A 16,843-nucleotide genomic window follows, 5' to 3' on the forward strand; every position below is an offset into this window, starting at 1 on the left:
CGTTCGCGGGTGCCTCATTTACTCGTGCCTCGCAAGATTCGTTACGCCGCGCTACAAAATATATTGAATGCACAGGGGTTGTAGCGCGTGGTAAGCGAAGCGCACCCGCGAGGCATCGCCACAGCAACCATGCGTGCCGGGCCACCGTTCGCGGGTGCCTCATTTGCTCGTGCCTCGCAAGATTCGTTACGCCGCGCTACAAAATATACTGAATTCACAGGGGTTGTAGCGCGTGGTAAGCGAAGCGCACCCGCGAGGCAACGCCACAGCAACCATGCGTGCCGGGCTCAACGTTCGCGGGTGCCTCATTTGCTCGTGCCTCGCAAGATTCGTTACGCCGCGCTACAAAATATAATGAATAGTGCTAAGCAGGTGACTTCATCTGCTGGGGGCTGTGGGCGGCGTGCATACGGGCGATTAGCTGATCTTCAAGAGCGAAGCGCTCTGCCAACCCTTTCGCTAAACGGTCAATCCATGCAGGTAAACGCACTAGGTTCTGCTGGCAACGCACTGGCGAGGCAAAGTCTTCGTCAAACTCCAGCACCATAGCCGTCGACATTTCTAAGCGCTCAAGGAGCTTTGCAGCGATGTGCAGCGCACTCTCGTCGTCAAATGCCTTTGCTTCCTCAGCAAGCTGGGGGTAAATCTCGAAGTGCCCTGCGCTGATGTAGTCCATCAGTAACTCACTAAAAGTATCAATGCGTGCTTTGCTAATCGCCTCTAATTCGGCGTCACAGGCATCTTTCAGCTCAATGAAGCTAACTAACAGCGAGCGGCGCTGATCAAGCCAACGATCAATCAAGCTGTGCACGCCTCCCCAGCGCTCCAGGGCATTTTTGCAATCTTCGAGCATGGGGCTTTCTCCTTACAGATAGCCGTCTCCAACTAAGCTAGACTCGCGCGTCCGGGGACAGCTGTCAATCCTAGCGGGTACGGTTTACTTAATTAAATGAGGCCAATCAATTAGCGTAAACCTTATCACTTATTTAACTCTTTTTTACAGACCATAGAATACGCAGAGGCGCGATCGCGAGCAATAAAAAGCCAATCAAGGTCCATGCAGGAAGTGATAAGCCCAAAAACATGAAATCGATTTCAGCACACTCGCCAGAGCCGGTAAGCACCATGGCAACGACTTCTTGCATCGGCAAGATATCCATCATGTACTCAAGTCCTGGGCCGCAAGTCGGCACTTCGTCAGCGGGCAAGCCTTGAAGCCATACATGCCTTCCTGCAATAAAAGCACCCGTGCCTACTGCGGCTAATCCCAGTAAGCCGTAGATAGCTTTGCCTACTTTACCGCTTGGGTTATGCAGGGCAGCGACACCTAGCACCAGCCCTGCGGCAATCACCGCGACCCGCTGAAAAATACACAACGGGCAGGGCTCCAGCCCCATAATATGCTCAAGCCCCAAGGCTAACGCCATCATTAGTACACAAAAGACGAAGCCCGCTAACGCGGTGGGGCGAACTGCTAATGATGTCATTGACCATCCTCTGGTGAAATAGCAGACAGCGCTCTGGACTCACGCGCTTTGGCAAAATAAGTGCTTAGGAACTCACTAAAGCTCTCTTGATCGGCCACTTCAATATCATGCTGCTGTTGGTGTGAGGTTTCGATCAACTGAGCAAGCAGTGCTTCACGAGAACGCAGCATGGGCGTGGATTTAAGCTTATCAGCCTGCTCTTGAGCTAGTTGCAGCAACGTATCGCTGAGCGAGCCATTACCAGCCTCTAGGCGCGCCAGCAGCTGTGCAGAAGGTGTTAGAGAAGGATCTTTCAGCCGCGGCGCTAGCTCATCGAGTGCTGCGGCATGAGGGACACCCTCTTCTACCGCATCCAATAGGCGCGCCACTTCGGCCATTTCCGCAAAAATTTGCTCGCCCCACTCCTGCACAGACGTTGCTTTACCGTTGTGGACCAAGCTCAGCGCCGGGTCGCGCCCACGCTCTACGACGAAACGGCGATTGTCGTCTAAGCGGTCGCACTCTTCGTCTGAAATCCACGGGCTATCGCTTAGTAGACACCACATTAAGAAAGTATCAACAAAACGCATCTGGGCTTCGGTGACACCTAATGGATCGAAGGGATTAAGATCCAAACAGCGCACTTCGATGTACTCTACCCCACGCGCTTCAAGCGCCTGACTGGGCGTTTCGTTGTGCTTGGCGACCCGCTTAGGGCGAATATCGCTGTAGTATTCATTTTCAATCTGCAAAATATTGGCATTTAACTGCTGCCATTCTTCGCCGTTCTTAACGCCCAGTTTTTCGTAGTCTGGCCACGGGGTGGAAATAGCATGCCGTAGGGTGTTGACGTAATTGGACAACGAGTTAAAGCAGATTTTAAGCTGCGACTGCACTTTGTTCTGATAGCCCAAATCCGACATACGCAGCGTAGTCGCATAGGGAGCGTAATAGGTGTCGTCACTCAGCGGCTGCAGCTTTTCAGGCACTTTACCTGTTGGCAGGAAGCTTTTGTCGATGGCGGGTGATGCGCCAAATAAGTAGAGCAGCAGCCAGCTATGACGACGAAAGTGCCGAATCATGCCGAAATAACGCGTAGAGCGATAATCGTTAAAAGGAATATTGGTGGCTTTTTCAAGCTCCCGCAGGGCATGCCACATATCATCAGGTAGCGATACGTTGTAATGCACCCCAGCTATGGCCTGCATAATCCGCCCATAGCGCACATCCAACCCTTTACGATAAACATGCTTCATCGTGCCAACATTGGAGCTGCCGTAGTCGGCAATCGGCACGCTATCGTTACCAGAAAGCCGAGACGGCATACTACCCGGCCAAATCCACTCATTTTCCAAGTGGTGATAGGTAAAGGTGTGAAGGTCGGATAAAAACGCCAACGCTTCCCTTGGTTCTGAATACACCGGAGTGATGTATTCCAATAGCGCTTCGGAGTAATCCGTCGTGATATGCGGGTGGGTTAGCTTTGAACCCAGCGCGTGCGGGTGCGGCGTTTGAGCAATATGACCGTTGGCGTCAACACGCAGGCCTTCTTTTTCCAACCCGCGACGCAGGCGACCCAGGCGCCCTAAGCGCGCGCTGGGGAGCAAACGCTCTACCTGGGCGGTCAGCGCAGATGGCACAGTGAGAGGTTCAGACAAAGTGAACACTCCTTCTTAGTAAGGCCCGCTTAACACAGGCCTTGTTGAAATCAGCTGGCATCGCCATGTGTTTTATCCTGCCTTCTACTAAGCGTAGAAAGCAGGATATGGCGGCAACCGTTAAATATTCAAGACGCGCGACTATTTGCCCTGCTTTGCTTTAAGCAGTGCTGCGCCGAGCGCGCCCATGGGTGCGGCTGCTTCGTTGGGCTTTCCGCTCTGGCGTTGGCCGCTCTGTCTGCGACCATTCTGCCCCTGACCATTCTGCCCAGAACTAGCCGAACGCTGACTACGCGTAGGCTTGCCAAGCTCGTCGTTAGTAGAGTTTGATGCTGTTTGCATCTGCTCTGGTTCATCGTCCAAACGCATTGAAAGCCCTACCCGCTTGCGGGGTATATCCACATTCATCACCTTAACGGTAACGATATCGCCTGCTTTTACCACACTGCGGGGGTCATCAATAAAGCGGTCGGAGAGCGCTGAAATATGCACAAGCCCATCTTGATGAACGCCAACATCCACAAAGGCACCGAAGTGGGTCACATTGGTGACGGTACCTTCCAACACCATTCCCAGCGTCAGGTCTTTGAGCGTTTCGACACCTTCACGGAATTCAGCAGCCTTAAACTCAGGGCGCGGATCACGGCCAGGCTTATCCAGCTCTTTGAGAATATCGCTGACAGTAGGCACACCAAAACGCTCATCGGCAAAGTCGGCGGGTTTAAGTGCTTTTAGCGTCGCGCTATCACCAATCAAGCCTTTAATATCTCGGCTATTCTGCTTAGCGATACGCTCTACCAGGGTGTAAGCCTCTGGGTGGACGGCGCTGGCGTCCAGCGGGTTTTCGGCGTTACTAATGCGTAAGAAACCAGCACACTGCTCAAACGTTTTCGGCCCAAGGCGGCTAACTTCCAACAATTCTTTACGGCTTTTGAAGGCACCTTGAACATTGCGTTGGGCAACAATATTTTCAGCAATGGCAGCACTTAAACCAGCAACACGGGAAAGCAACGCACTCGATGCGGTGTTGAGATCCACACCGACCGCGTTCACGCAGTCTTCTATAACCACTTCCAGGCTGCGTGACAGCTGCACCTGGGAAACATCATGCTGATACTGGCCCACACCGATGGATTTCGGCTCGATTTTCACCAGTTCCGGGAGCGGGTCTTGCAAGCGACGGGCAATAGAGACGGCGCCGCGCACGGTGACATCAAGATCTGGCAGCTCACGAGAGGCGTATTCCGACGCAGAGTAAACTGAAGCCCCTGCCTCAGACACCATCACTTTACTCAAACGATGCTCGGGCGCTAACGCCTTCAGCAGATCACCTGCCAGCTTATCGGTTTCACGACTGGCAGTACCATTGCCGACGGCAATGAGTTGAACGCCATGCTGTTTAACCAGTTTAGCGAGCACATTGAGCGATTCGTCCCAGCGATTTTGCGGCGCATGGGGATAAATGGTGGCTTGGTCGATAAATTGACCGGTCGCATCCACCACCGCGATCTTACAGCCGGTTCTTAAACCTGGGTCAATCGCTAGCGTCACTTTTTGCCCAGCGGGCGCTGCCAGCAAAAGATCTTTCAGGTTGGCGGCAAACACCTCGATAGCGGTGAGCTCAGCCTGCTCGCGCAGACGACCCAGCAACTCGGTTTCAAGCGCGGTATAGAGTTTTACTCGCCACGTCCAGCGCACTACTTCGCCCAACCATTTGTCGGCGGGGCGACCTTCATCGCTAACACCTACTTGTTTGGCAATGGCGATTTGAGCAGGGTGAATCGGTGCGTCCTCTTCACCAGGCAGACGAATCGCCAAGCTTAGAATGCCTTCATTGCGACCGCGGAACATAGCAAGAGCACGGTGGGATGGCACTTTGGCCAGTTTTTCGTCGTGCTCAAAGTAGTCAGAGAACTTCGCGCCCTCCTGCTGCTTGCCGTCTAACACACGGGCACTTAATTCGCCCTCTTGCCATAACCGCTCACGCAAACGGCCAATCAGCTCAGGGTCTTCAGCGAAGCGCTCCATTAGAATTTGCTTAGCACCATCAAGCGCGGCTTTGGCATCTTCAATGGCGGGAATATCACCTTCTTCAGGGCGCAGATATTGCGCTGCCTCGCTTTCGGGATTAAGCATTGGATTGGCCAACAGGGCATCAGCCAATGGCTCTAGACCCGCCTCTCGGGCAATTTGTGCTTTCGTGCGGCGCTTTTTCTTAAACGGTAGGTATAAGTCTTCTAGGCGCTGCTTAGTTTCAGCTGCCTGAATCGTTGCTTTCAGCGTGGCATCCAGCTTGCCCTGCTCATCAATAGCCAACAGTACGGCTTCACGGCGCTCTTCCAGCTCCCGCAAATAGCGCAGGCGTTCATCTAACTGACGCAGCTGAATATCATCAAGGGCACCCGTTACCTCTTTACGATAACGGGCAATAAACGGCACGGTAGCACCACCATCCAGAAGCTCTACCGTTGCGGAGACCTGTTCAGGTCGTACGTTTAGCTCAGTGGCTAAGCGTAAAATAATGCGTTGTTTGACATCCATAACGTGCAACTAACTCATGCAGCATTCGAGGTGCCGACAAGGTACCACAATCGCACGATGCTGGCATGAATTGGCCACGATGGGGGAGCTGCCCTCGCGGGTGCGCTTCGCTTACCACGCGCTACAACATCAATGAACTCAATGGTTGCATCCCTGTAGCGCGGTGTAACGAGTCTTGCGAGGGACGAGCAAACGAGGCACCCGCGACACTCCATGGCACATGCTCAAGCCCAGCACCGCTTCGCGCTGTCCTCGCGGGTGCGCTTCGCTTACCACGCGCTACCACATCACTGGGCTCAATGGCTGCATCCCTGTAGCGCGGTGTAACGAGTCTTGCGAGGGACGAGCAAACGAGGCACCCGCGGATGGTGTTTTATGCAGGCACGAACCGCAGTGCCACACCGTTATTGCACCAGCGTAGGCCCGTGGGCTCTGGACCATCTCCAAAGATATGGCCTTGATGGCCGCCGCAGCGGGCACAGTGGTATTCCGTGCGCGGCCACACTAGCTTGAAATCTAGCTTGCTAAGTAAGTGGCCTTCAACATGCTCGAAAAAACTGGGCCAACCGGTGCCAGAATCATACTTCATTGCACTGGTGAAAAGTACAAGATCGCACCCAGCACAGCGGTACTCACCCTCCCCAACCTCTCCGTCTAAGGGGCTTGAAAAGGCACGCTCAGTTCCCTCTTCACGCAGAACGTAAAATGCTTCATCAGACAAGCGTTCCCGCCATTCGTCTTCGCTTAATTCAAGCTTTTCAAGGTCGGGGGCTGCTTCAAGGTCTAATCGCGGAAAGCCAAACGAGACGCCAGGAAGAATACCTGCCAGCCCCGTTAGTCCCGCAAGACCTATAAAATGACGTCGCTTCATTTGCGCACTCCCTCAACACGTCAAGGACGCAGACATAAAAATGGGACAGCGCCGAAGCGCTGTCCCATTTTGACTGCTTGACTGTCCAAACGTTCGATTAGTTATCCAAACATTCGACAACCTTCACCCTGCTGTACATATCAGGTTAACTGCGGGCCTGCCTTGATAATTGCTTCGTTAACGCCTTCAAACTTCTTGAAGTTATCAACGAATTTAGTGGCTAGATCTTGCAGATGACGGTCATACGCTTCTTTGTCAGCCCACGTTTCGCGAGGATTGAGCAGGCTAGAGTCTACGCCCGGCACTGCTACCGGCACTTGAAGGTTAAGGCCTTCGATGTGCTGGGTTTCAACATCACGAAGCACGCCAGACTGAATGGCACTGATGATGGCGCGAGTGGTCGGGATAGAGAAACGTGAGCCACCTTCGCCGTAGGCACCACCTGTCCAACCGGTGTTGACGAGATAAACCTGAGCATCTTTCTTATCTACCCGCTTGATCAGCAGGTCGGCGTATTCGCGCGCAGGACGCGGGAAGAAAGGCGCACCAAAACAGGTAGAGAACGTAGCAGCCAAACCTTCAGATGAGCCCATTTCGGTCGAACCCACTTTCGCGGTGTAACCTGACAAGAAGTGGTAAGCCGCAGCTTCTTTAGAAAGAATCGACACGGGCGGCAGAACGCCAGACATATCGCAGGTCAGGAAGACAATGGCGTTAGGCTCGCCGGCCAGGTTCTCCGGTACACGCTTTTCAACGTGCTCCAACGGATAGGCGGCACGAGAGTTCTGGGTCAGGCTGTCGTCGGCGTAATCCGGCTCGCGACGATCATCAAGAACGACATTCTCCAGCACGGTACCAAACTTAATTGCGTTCCAGATAACCGGCTCATTCTTCTCAGAAAGGTCGATACATTTAGCGTAGCAGCCACCTTCCATGTTGAAGACGATGCCGTCACCCCATGCGTGCTCATCATCGCCAATTAGGTAGCGCGCTTGGTCAGCGGATAGTGTGGTTTTACCTGTGCCTGAAAGACCGAAGAACAGGCAGGTTTCGCCGTCTTCACCGACGTTCGCAGAGCAGTGCATCGGCAGAACGTCAGCTTCTGGCAACAAGTAGTTCTGCACCGAGAACATAGCTTTCTTCATTTCACCGGCATAACGCATACCGGCAATCAATACTTTGCGCTCGGCAAAATTGATGATGACACAGCCATCTGAGTTGGTGCCGTCACGACTTGGGTCACACTCAAAGCCCGCGGCGTTCAGAATCGTCCACTCTTCTTTAACCGCTGTGTTGTAAGCCTGCGGGCGCACAAACATGGTACGGCCAAACAGATTTTGCCAAGCGGTTTCTGTCGTTACACGAACTGGCAAATAGTGAGTGTTATCGCTGCCAACATGCAGCTCAGCCACGAAATGCTCACCGCTACCCAGATAATCTTCTACACGTGCCCAAAGCGCTGAGAATTTTTCAGCATCAAACGGGCGGTTCACGCTGCCCCAGTCGATACTATCGCGAGTAGAGGGCTCGTCGACGATATAGCGATCTTTCGGTGAACGCCCTGTGCGCAGACCGGTGTTTACCACCAGCGCACCGTTAGCCGACAAGCGGCCTTCACCACGGGCCACGGCGCGCTCGATAAGTTCGGCGCTGCTAAGATTAACGTGGGCTTGGAGAGCGGCTTGAGTCGTGGTCATGTCGATTCCTGGGTCTCGAATTTACCGGGCGTCACCGACGCCTTGAGAAATCATCTCAGCCTCCTATTGTTTCCAATAACCATGGGCTGAGTGCGCTGAAGTCCGGCGCATTATGGCAAAAAGAAAGCCCCCAGGAAATGGGGGCTTTAATCAAATATCTTGTAGTTAAACTACTACACTGACACTACATTTTGTGTTGCAGCGCAGTATTTTTTCAAACAACCGTTCGGCAGGCGTCCTATAGGCTTTGCTATGACTAGCGCGGTACACAAAGGGCTTCAACGCCCATGCCGCCATCCACGACTACACAATCAATGAATCACCGGGGGTGGCGCGTCCGGATTTTCTAATAAAATTTCAATATCAGCGGCTGTGTAGTGATATTTCGTGTGGCAAAAGTGACACTGCGTATCGATTGCGCCCTCTTCGCGCAAAATATCGCGCAGTTCCTCTTCGCCAAGCGTGTATAGCGCATGGCTCATTCGCTCCCGTGAGCATGTACAGCCAAAGCGTAGTGATTTCGGTTCAAACACTCTAACCGTCTCTTCGTGATAGAGACGATAGAGTACTTCGCGTTGCTCAAGCCCCAGAAGCTCTTCTGTTTTAATTGTGTCGGCGAGATGAACGCTGCGCTCCCAAGCATCAACATCTTGGTTTTGTGAGGCATCGGGCAGGCGCTGAAGTAATAGTCCACCGGCTCTCTCACCGTCAGCCGCTAACCACAGGCGGGGGGGCAGCTGCTCTGACTGAGCGAAGTAGGCTTCTAGGCAACCGCCTAGCGTATCGTGATCAAGCGCAACAATACCCTGATAGCGATGCCCTTCCCGTGGATCGAGGGTAATCATAATTTGGCCTTCACCTACCAGCTCTCGGAAACTGGCGTGTTCGCTGGGCAGTACCGCATCTTCAGCAATGCGCGCGATTGCACGCAGCTCTCCACCGGGATTGGACTCTGCCATTAATAGTGCAAGCGAGCCTCGGCCGCGCACTTCAATGCTTAGCGTGCCGTCTAGCTTTACTGTGTCGGTTAGCAAAGCAACCGCTGCCAACAGCTCACCGAGCAACTGATTAACTGCTGGCGGGTAAGCGTGGCGGTCGAGCACCTCATTATAGGCAGTGCTGAGCGTGACAATTTCACCACGCACATTGGTTTGGTCAAACATAAAACGTTGGATTTGATCAGACATAAGAAAACCGCCGGAGAAATAGAGAGAAAGCTTACCGCCATGACGAATAAACGCGTGTTTAATCGCCCTGTTGGCGCTGGAAACGCTGGATATCACGCCGCTGCTTTTTATCAGGACGTTTGAGCGGGTGCTGCATGGCTTCATTGGTGAGACGACGAGCTTCAGCTTCTTTGGCACGGCGTTGCACGCTTTCTTCCGTTTCAGCGTAGAGCTTGCGTGCTTCTGGCGCACCGCGGCGCTGGTCGGAAAGCGAAACCACTTCCACCTCAAAAATATCCCAGCCTTGAGGGACACGAATAAGCGCTCCCAGCTCGACATTTTTGCTAGTTTTTACGCGGGCACCGTCATAGTGGACTTTGCCACCTTCTATCGCTTTTTTAGCCAGGGCGCGGGTTTTGAAAAACCGCGCTGCCCAAAGCCACTTATCTAAGCGAACGCTGTCGCTCATTAACGCTCTCCTCGCTGCCCTGGCAGGTTGTCTGGCAGCAGTTGGGCAAATCGGTCTAGGGCGATAAACGCTTGTAGCTCTTTTTCTGGTCGCTGGCTATCGGGCTGCTTAATGCCCAGCAAGTGTTTGATACCGAACTCACGGGCGCTCTCGAGCACGCGCGCATTATCATCGATAAACAGCGTGCGCGCTGGATCAAACGGCTCTTGCTCTTGAAGCGCAAACCAGAAAGCCTGCTCTTCTTTTGCAGCGCCCACATCTTCTGATGAGATGATGGCGTCGAGGTAGTTTTCCAACCCTGTCAACGGTAATTTTAGCGCGAGGCTGGCACGGTCTGCGTTGGTCGCTAAAATGACACGGGGATGGGTTTGCTTCAGCCAGGTTAAAAAGTCTAGTGCGTCACTACGCAGGCCTATCAAGTGCTGTACTTCGCGTTTCAGCGCCACGATATCCACCCCAAGTTCGCGGCTCCAGTACGCAAGGCTGTACCAGTTCAGCGTGCCCTGCTCACCGATAATACGGGCACGCAGCGCTTCTTGGCTCGCTGCGTCTAGCTGATGAAGCTCAACATAGCGTTTTGGCAGGTGCTCTAGCCAGAAATGGCTATCGAAGTGCAGATCCAGCAGCGTGCCATCCATATCAAGTAGGACAGTATCGATCTCGCGCCAATCAATCATTGCCGCTCCAGTCTGAAAGAATAAGCATGCTATTGTAGCGTAACCCGTTTTTTGCAGCCACGGAGGCATGATGTCTAACCACGAATCATCACCCGGCGACACCCGCACCGGCTACCTGAAAAAGCCGCAAATTTTGGCGCGAACGAGCGTCGCCAAAAGCCGTTTATTCCATATTGAGTCGCTTGACTTGCGCTTTTCTAACGGCGAAGAGCGTCAGTTTGAACGCTTAACCGGCGCAGACCGAGGCGCGGTGATGATTATTGCCATGCCCGACCCGGAGCACGTGCTGCTTATTCGGGAATATGCGGCCGGCTTTGAAGATTATGTGCTGACACTGCCGAAGGGGTTAGTTGATCCCGGCGAAGATATTGTCACTGCTGCCAACCGAGAGCTGATGGAAGAGTGCGGCTTTGGCGCACATCGCATTGAGCCGCTGGTGGAGTTATCTCTTGCGCCTAACTACATGCGCCACCGTATGCAAGTGCTAATGGCCACCGACCTTTATCCCAAGCGCCTGCCAGGCGACGAGCCAGAGCCATTGATTGTCGAAACCCATGCCATTGAAGAGCTACCGGCCTTGCTATTGCGGGACGACTTCCACGAGGCTCGTGCCATCGCCGCCCTCTATATCGCAAGAGATAAGCTGCGCGAAGAGAAACGTGATAACGCAATGGATTTACTGTAAAGCGTTAACGGTCAACTCCGTGAGCGCGGTCGCGGGTGCGCTGACGCTTACGCCGCGCTACAAACCCCGTCAACTCAATAAGTTATGTAGCGCGTGGTAACGAATCTCGCGAGGAACGAACGTAGGCGGCACCCGCGAGAGGCGGCGGAACGACGCCCAGTGGCAGAGCATTCATTCCAACACTGAGCCGCCGTGCTGGTGCTTACAAATGATGCTTAAGCGGTATCCAGCGCCGTTGGCGGTGGCTGTCTAGGCCAGCTTCCAACAGCATCATGCTGCGTAGCGCATCGTCAATATCGACAGGCAGTGGTCCTTTATCACGAATTGCGGCAGCCCCACCTTGATAATAAGCGAGGTAGTCACCCGCCTGGGTGGCATGCTCGTGGCGTACCAGCGGTGCATCCTCAACGTCGCCCTCGCGAAGAGTCAGCGTGCCCGGGGAGTCAGCACCCCATGCAGGCGTAGGCATTTCACCCGCTTTTAAGCGATCCTCTTGAGGATCTAGGCCATATTTAAGATAGCTGCCTTTCGTTCCATTAATGCGGAAGCGCGGTGTTGATTCAGCAATCAGCGTGCCGGCACTTAGGCTGACTCGGCAGGCGTCATACTCCAACAGCGCTAGAAAGTCATCATCGGCTTTAGCGTCGTCTCTACGCACGCCGAGATCCAGCATGATGGCATTAGGCATCCCAAACAACTCACAAGCTTGGTCGAGCAAGTGCGGGCCGAGGTCATACCAAATTCCACCTCCCGGTGTGGCTTTTTCTCGCCAGCGGGCGCGAACCTCTGGCCGAAAACGATCAAAACGCGATTCAAATCCGGTGACACGACCTAATGTACCAGCTTCCAACAGCGCTTTAATGGTCAGGAAGTCACTGTCCCAGCGGCGGTTATGAAACACCGACACTAGGCGCTCTTTATCAATCGCCAGCGCTTTTAGCTGCTTGGCTTCTGAAAGCGTGACGGTAAACGGTTTATCGACGACCACGTGCTTCCCCGCCATCAGCGCTGCTTTCGCAAGCGGAAAGTGCGTGTCGTTAGGCGTAGGGATAACAATGAGATCAATATCGCTGCGCTGACACAGCGCCAGCGCCTGGCTTTCAACCTCAACATCTAAATCAGCATGCACTTTGGCGGCATCACTGGAGGATACTGCGACCAAATCCAGGCCTTCCGTTGCCTGAATGAGTGGCGCATGAAACGTTTTACTCGCAAATCCATAGCCAACGAGGCCAACGTTGATAATCGCCTTCATTACATTCCTTAGTCATTTTGACGGTTTGCATTGGGCATAAAGCAGTCCACATAAAGCAGCCCGCTTTGCACGGGCTGCTTTACATAGTGCCTAACCCTAGTCGAGCTTGGAAAGATCGCGAACCGCGCCCTTGTCCGCTGACGTTGCCAGTAACGCGTAGGCTTTCAGTGCGGGAGTTACCTTACGCGGGCGTTGCTCGACCGGCTTCCAGGCATCTTTTCCTTTGGCTTCCATCGCCTCGCGGCGCTTCGCCAACACGGAATCAGACAGTTGCACGTTAATCGTGCGGTTGGGAATATCAATCAGAATGGTATCGCCCTGCTCGACTAAACCAATCGCGCCACCCGCCGCCGCTTCGGGAGAAACATGACCGATGGAAAGCCCGGAGGTACCGCCAGAAAAACGGCCATCTGTCAGCAGTGCACACGCTTTACCCAACCCTTTGGATTTTAAGTACGAGGTCGGATAGAGCATTTCCTGCATACCCGGGCCGCCTTTGGGGCCCTCGTAGCGAATGACCACTACGTCACCCTCTTTGACCTTTCCATCCAATACGTTAGCCACCGCTTGGTCTTGGGATTCAACGACGTGAGCTTTACCTTCGAATACGAGAATAGAGTCGTCAACGCCTGCCGTTTTCACCACGCAACCATTGAGCGCGATATTGCCGTAAAGCACAGCCAAGCCACCTTCTGTTGAGAACGCATGCGCTAGGTCGCGGATACAACCAGTCGCACGATCGCCATCTAGACTTGGCCAGCGAGCGCTTTGTGAGAAAGCGGTTTGAGTAGGAACGCCACCAGGGCCTGCTTTAAAGAACTCGACCACCTCGGCGTTTGGCGAGCGCATAATGTCCCACTCTTCCAGCGCCGCTTTTAGGCTATCGCCGTAGACAGTCGGCACTGACGTGTCCAACACTCCCGCGCGATCCAGCTCGCCCAGAATGGCCATAATGCCACCCGCACGGTGAACGTCTTCGATATGATATTTCTGGGTATTAGGAGCCACTTTACATAGCTGCGGCACTTCCCGAGAGAGCCGATCAATATCCGCCATGGAGAAGTCGACTTCCGCTTCCTGGGCCGCCGCCAGCAAATGCAAAATCGTATTCGTAGAACCGCCCATGGCGATATCTAACGTCATGGCATTTTTGAACGCGGCCTTATTGCCAATCGCACGGGGCAACAGGTGGGCTTCTTCGCCTTCATAGTAGCGCTTGGCGAGCTCTACAATGCGGTGCCCCGCATTTTCAAACAAACGGCGACGGTCTGAGTGGGTCGCCAGCACGGTACCGTTACCAGGTAGCGCCAAGCCTAATGCTTCCATTAGGCAGTTCATAGAGTTAGCGGTAAACATGCCCGAGCAACTGCCGCAGGTGGGGCAAGCACTGCGCTCGACTTCTGCAAGGGTTTCATCATCGACACTATCATCAGCCGCCATAACCATAGCGTCGACAAGGTCTAGTCCGTGATCTAACAGCTTGGTTTTGCCCGCTTCCATGGGCCCGCCTGAGACAAAAATCACCGGAATATTGAGGCGCATGGCAGCCATCAGCATCCCAGGGGTAATTTTGTCGCAGTTGGAAATACACACCAGCGCGTCAGCGCAGTGGGCATTACACATGTACTCAACGCTATCAGCGATAATATCGCGGCTGGGCAGCGAATAGAGCATGCCGTCGTGGCCCATCGCGATGCCGTCGTCTACCGCGATGGTGTTGAACTCTTTAGCAACACCGCCTGCTTTTTCAATTTCACGTGCGACCAGCTGGCCCATGTCTTTTAAGTGAACATGGCCCGGCACAAACTGGGTAAACGAGTTCGCAACCGCAATAATGGGCTTATGGAAGTCGTCGTCCTTCATACCGGTGGCGCGCCAAAGAGCGCGGGCACCGGCCATATTGCGGCCAGCGGTGGTCGTACGGGAGCGATACTCGGGCATGGTGTCCTCTACATCTTTATCATGGCCTGCCGCATTCTTGGCGACAGGCAAGTGAATCCAGCGGCCTTAGATTGTGGCATGAGCGCACCGCGGAGACTAGATGGAGAGAGCAGATGGTGAGAGTAACCGCCGTGCCCTATTCGTAAGCGTCTTTTCGTCAGAGTTAAAACGTCTCCCACTGTGCAGGGTGCTCTTGACTAGCCAACCCTTGTGCCGCAGCACCTCCCCCGGAAGGAAGTTTCAGTGACGCTTTACGCTGCGCTTGATTAACCTGCTGTAGCTTTTCCCGGGCAGAATGGACATTTTCTTCCTGAGCACCTTCCAAACGGAAGGCATCCACTACATTCGCCAGCTCAAACGTCTCTAGCGCTAAATTATCGGCAGAGGCCGCGATGGTTTGTACTTTGGTGGCATTTTGCTGAGTAACATTGTCCATCTCAGCAATCGCGGAATTAATTTGGCCAATGCCGCTGCTCTGCTCGCTCGAGGCGGTGCTAATCGACTCCATAAGTTCACTGACACGGCTGACCTGCTGCATCACATTGTCGATGGCACGTTCTGCCTGCTCAACCGCGCCGCGCCCGCCGCTGACCTCTTGTGTCGTGCTATCGATCATCTTGCGAATTTCTTGGGCCGCATCCGCACTGCGGCTTGCCAAATTGCGCACTTCACTAGCTACAACCGCAAAGCCTCGGCCATGCTCACCGGCACGTGCGGCTTCGACCGATGCATTGAGCGCCAGGATATTCGTTTGGAAAGCGATTCCGTCAATGACGCCTATCATCTCCGCCATTTTTTCAGCACTTTGGGCAATACGCTGCATTCTTGCGACCAACTGCTGCATTTGCTCTCGGGTATCCCGGGTGCTTGAGGCATTCTGCACCGCCAGCTCCGTCGCTTGGCGGGCATTCTCAGTATTTTGCTGCACCGTGGAAGTCATCTCTTCCATGCTAGAGGCCGTTTGCTGCAGTGACGACGCCTGCTGTTCGGTACGTGAAGCAAGCTCTTCATTTTCTGCGGCAATTTGCTGAACAGCAGGTGTGACAACCGATACCCGATGTTCTACGTCACCAACAATGCTGGCTAAACTAAAGCGCATGGTATCCAACGAATAAAGCAGTTCACCCAGTTCGTCTTTAGTTTCACGACGCTCCCGCGCAGCCAAATTTCCTGCTGCAATCTGGAAAGTAATATGCCGCGCCCCTTCCACACTGCGCAGCACTGACCTTAAAATCACCGTGCTGAGACCTACCATCAACAGCAAGCCGAGAACCATCAACGCCACTTGGGCAATCAACATTTGCTGACGCCCCTGCCGCGCCTGCCCCACCAGCGCTTCAGCACTTGCCCGTTCATCGCTGACTAACTGGCTACTGCCCTCTCTTAGCTGCTCGGTGGTAGGCTGTACGCCGTCGTTAAAGGCTTCGAAAGCGGCAAAGCCATTTGCGTCGCTGATCGCCGTTATAGTGGTATCGACACTGCTTCTCCAGGCCGTCAAACCCGCACCAAAGGCTTGTAAGCGCTCTGCACTAGAATTGCTGTCGGTAAGATACTCGCTCCAAAGCGTTTGTATTGACTGGGAGTACTCGCTCACTGACGCGGCAACCGCTTCAACATCAACCCGACGGGGATTGCGCACAGCAGGTTCCAATTGGGTAACAACCTGACCAATTTGACGCTCTAACCGTTGAAGATTAGCGACAGCTTCTAATCCTGAACGATTTAACGTGTCCAGGCGTTCACCAGACACCATCAAGCCATACATCCCCAAACCGCCAGCTAGCCCCAGCAGAATAAGTGACGCCACCACCATGCCCGTTAACTTAGCTTTTAGGCTGTTAAACTGAAAGCGGGCAAAAAAGCCTCCCACACCACGGCGCTTTAATGCGCCCTGCGACAGCGTATAACGGCGTGACTTGCCTTTTTCGCGTATTTCTTTATAGACGGTTTCAGCCAGCGCAATACTATGAGCCGGTGCTTTGCGCCGCAACGAGGTGTACCCTACGATACGGTCGCCATCTCTGAGCGGGGCCACGCTAGCACTGACCCAATAATGATCGCCGTTTTTACGACGATTTTTAACCGTCCCCTGCCAAGTCGCACCTGACTGTATGGTTTTCCAGAAGTCTGCATAGGCTGCTTCCGGCATATCTGGGTGGCGAATTAAGTTGTGGGGAGCTCCCATCAATTCATCGCGGGTATAGCCGCTTACCTCGACAAACGCTGCATTCGCGTAGGTCACGTTACCCTTCAAATCTGAACGTGAAATCAGCACAGTCTCATCGTCGAGCGTGTACTCACGCTGAGTGACGGGTTGGTTATTGCGCATGCAGAGACTCCCCTCGGGACTTTTAATTTTGGTTTGCTTCTATTATCTCGCGTCTCAAGGGAATTTAACCTCTGAATAACTATGCAAA

The 16,843-nt window shown here is 53.7% G+C and carries 13 protein-coding genes; 1 reads left to right on the forward strand and 12 read right to left on the reverse strand.

The window, feature by feature from the left end:
- Nucleotides 1-364: 364 nt before the first annotated feature.
- The 9 genes from rsd to yrfG all read right to left on the reverse strand — a co-directional run bounded on the left by rsd (nt 365) and on the right by yrfG (nt 10,545).
- A complete protein-coding gene (rsd, locus tag REH51_RS02865) occupies nt 365-853 on the reverse strand; it encodes a sigma D regulator (RefSeq protein ID WP_009721771.1) in 489 nt (162 codons plus the stop codon).
- Nucleotides 854-986: 133 nt separating this feature from the next.
- Nucleotides 987-1,487, reverse strand: a complete 501-nt coding sequence (locus tag REH51_RS02870) for a disulfide bond formation protein B (protein ID WP_009721770.1) — start codon at nt 1,485-1,487, stop codon at nt 987-989.
- Nucleotides 1,484-3,124, reverse strand: coding sequence for a glutamate--cysteine ligase (gene gshA, locus REH51_RS02875; protein WP_009721769.1), 1,641 nt, complete (start codon nt 3,122-3,124; stop codon nt 1,484-1,486). Before gshA ends, REH51_RS02870 begins: the two co-directional genes overlap by 4 nt.
- A 141-nt stretch (nt 3,125-3,265) precedes the next feature.
- Nucleotides 3,266-5,665, reverse strand: coding sequence for a Tex family protein (locus REH51_RS02880; RefSeq protein ID WP_498936798.1), 2,400 nt, complete (start codon nt 5,663-5,665; stop codon nt 3,266-3,268).
- A 373-nt stretch (nt 5,666-6,038) separates the two neighbouring features.
- A complete protein-coding gene (msrB, locus tag REH51_RS02885) occupies nt 6,039-6,536 on the reverse strand; it encodes a peptide-methionine (R)-S-oxide reductase MsrB (protein ID WP_009721767.1) in 498 nt (165 codons plus the stop codon).
- A gap of 140 nt (nt 6,537-6,676) precedes the next feature.
- Entirely contained in the window at nt 6,677-8,233 is a 1,557-nt protein-coding gene (locus tag REH51_RS02890; protein WP_009721766.1) for a phosphoenolpyruvate carboxykinase, read from the reverse strand.
- 311 nt (nt 8,234-8,544) lie between these two features.
- Nucleotides 8,545-9,420, reverse strand: coding sequence for an Hsp33 family molecular chaperone HslO (hslO, locus tag REH51_RS02895; RefSeq protein WP_498936800.1), 876 nt, complete (start codon nt 9,418-9,420; stop codon nt 8,545-8,547).
- Nucleotides 9,421-9,478: 58 nt separating this feature from the next.
- Entirely contained in the window at nt 9,479-9,868 is a 390-nt protein-coding gene (gene hslR / locus REH51_RS02900; protein ID WP_009721764.1) for a ribosome-associated heat shock protein Hsp15, read from the reverse strand.
- Nucleotides 9,868-10,545, reverse strand: coding sequence for a GMP/IMP nucleotidase (yrfG, locus tag REH51_RS02905; RefSeq protein WP_009721763.1), 678 nt, complete (start codon nt 10,543-10,545; stop codon nt 9,868-9,870). Before yrfG ends, hslR begins: the two co-directional genes overlap by 1 nt.
- Before the next feature lie 70 nt (nt 10,546-10,615).
- Between yrfG and nudE the strand changes: the two genes are divergently transcribed.
- Nucleotides 10,616-11,230: an ADP compounds hydrolase NudE gene (gene nudE / locus REH51_RS02910; RefSeq protein WP_009721762.1), complete on the forward strand. Its 615-nt coding sequence runs from the start codon at nt 10,616-10,618 to the stop codon at nt 11,228-11,230.
- Between the two features lie 202 nt (nt 11,231-11,432).
- Here nudE and REH51_RS02915 read toward each other — a convergent pair whose 3' ends face one another.
- From REH51_RS02915 to REH51_RS02925, 3 genes are all read right to left on the reverse strand, one after another.
- Nucleotides 11,433-12,485 carry an oxidoreductase gene (locus tag REH51_RS02915; protein ID WP_498936802.1) on the reverse strand — a complete coding sequence of 351 codons (1,053 nt, stop codon included), beginning with the start codon at nt 12,483-12,485 and terminating at the stop codon, nt 11,433-11,435.
- A gap of 96 nt (nt 12,486-12,581) precedes the next feature.
- Nucleotides 12,582-14,426 (reverse strand): dihydroxy-acid dehydratase, encoded by a 1,845-nt coding sequence (gene ilvD, locus REH51_RS02920; RefSeq protein ID WP_009721760.1) that lies wholly within the window; start codon nt 14,424-14,426, stop codon nt 12,582-12,584.
- Nucleotides 14,427-14,589: 163 nt separating this feature from the next.
- Nucleotides 14,590-16,755: a methyl-accepting chemotaxis protein gene (locus REH51_RS02925; protein WP_009721759.1), complete on the reverse strand. Its 2,166-nt coding sequence runs from the start codon at nt 16,753-16,755 to the stop codon at nt 14,590-14,592.
- Nucleotides 16,756-16,843 lie beyond the last annotated feature (88 nt).

The sequence above is a fragment of the Halomonas bluephagenesis genome (assembly GCF_054790765.1).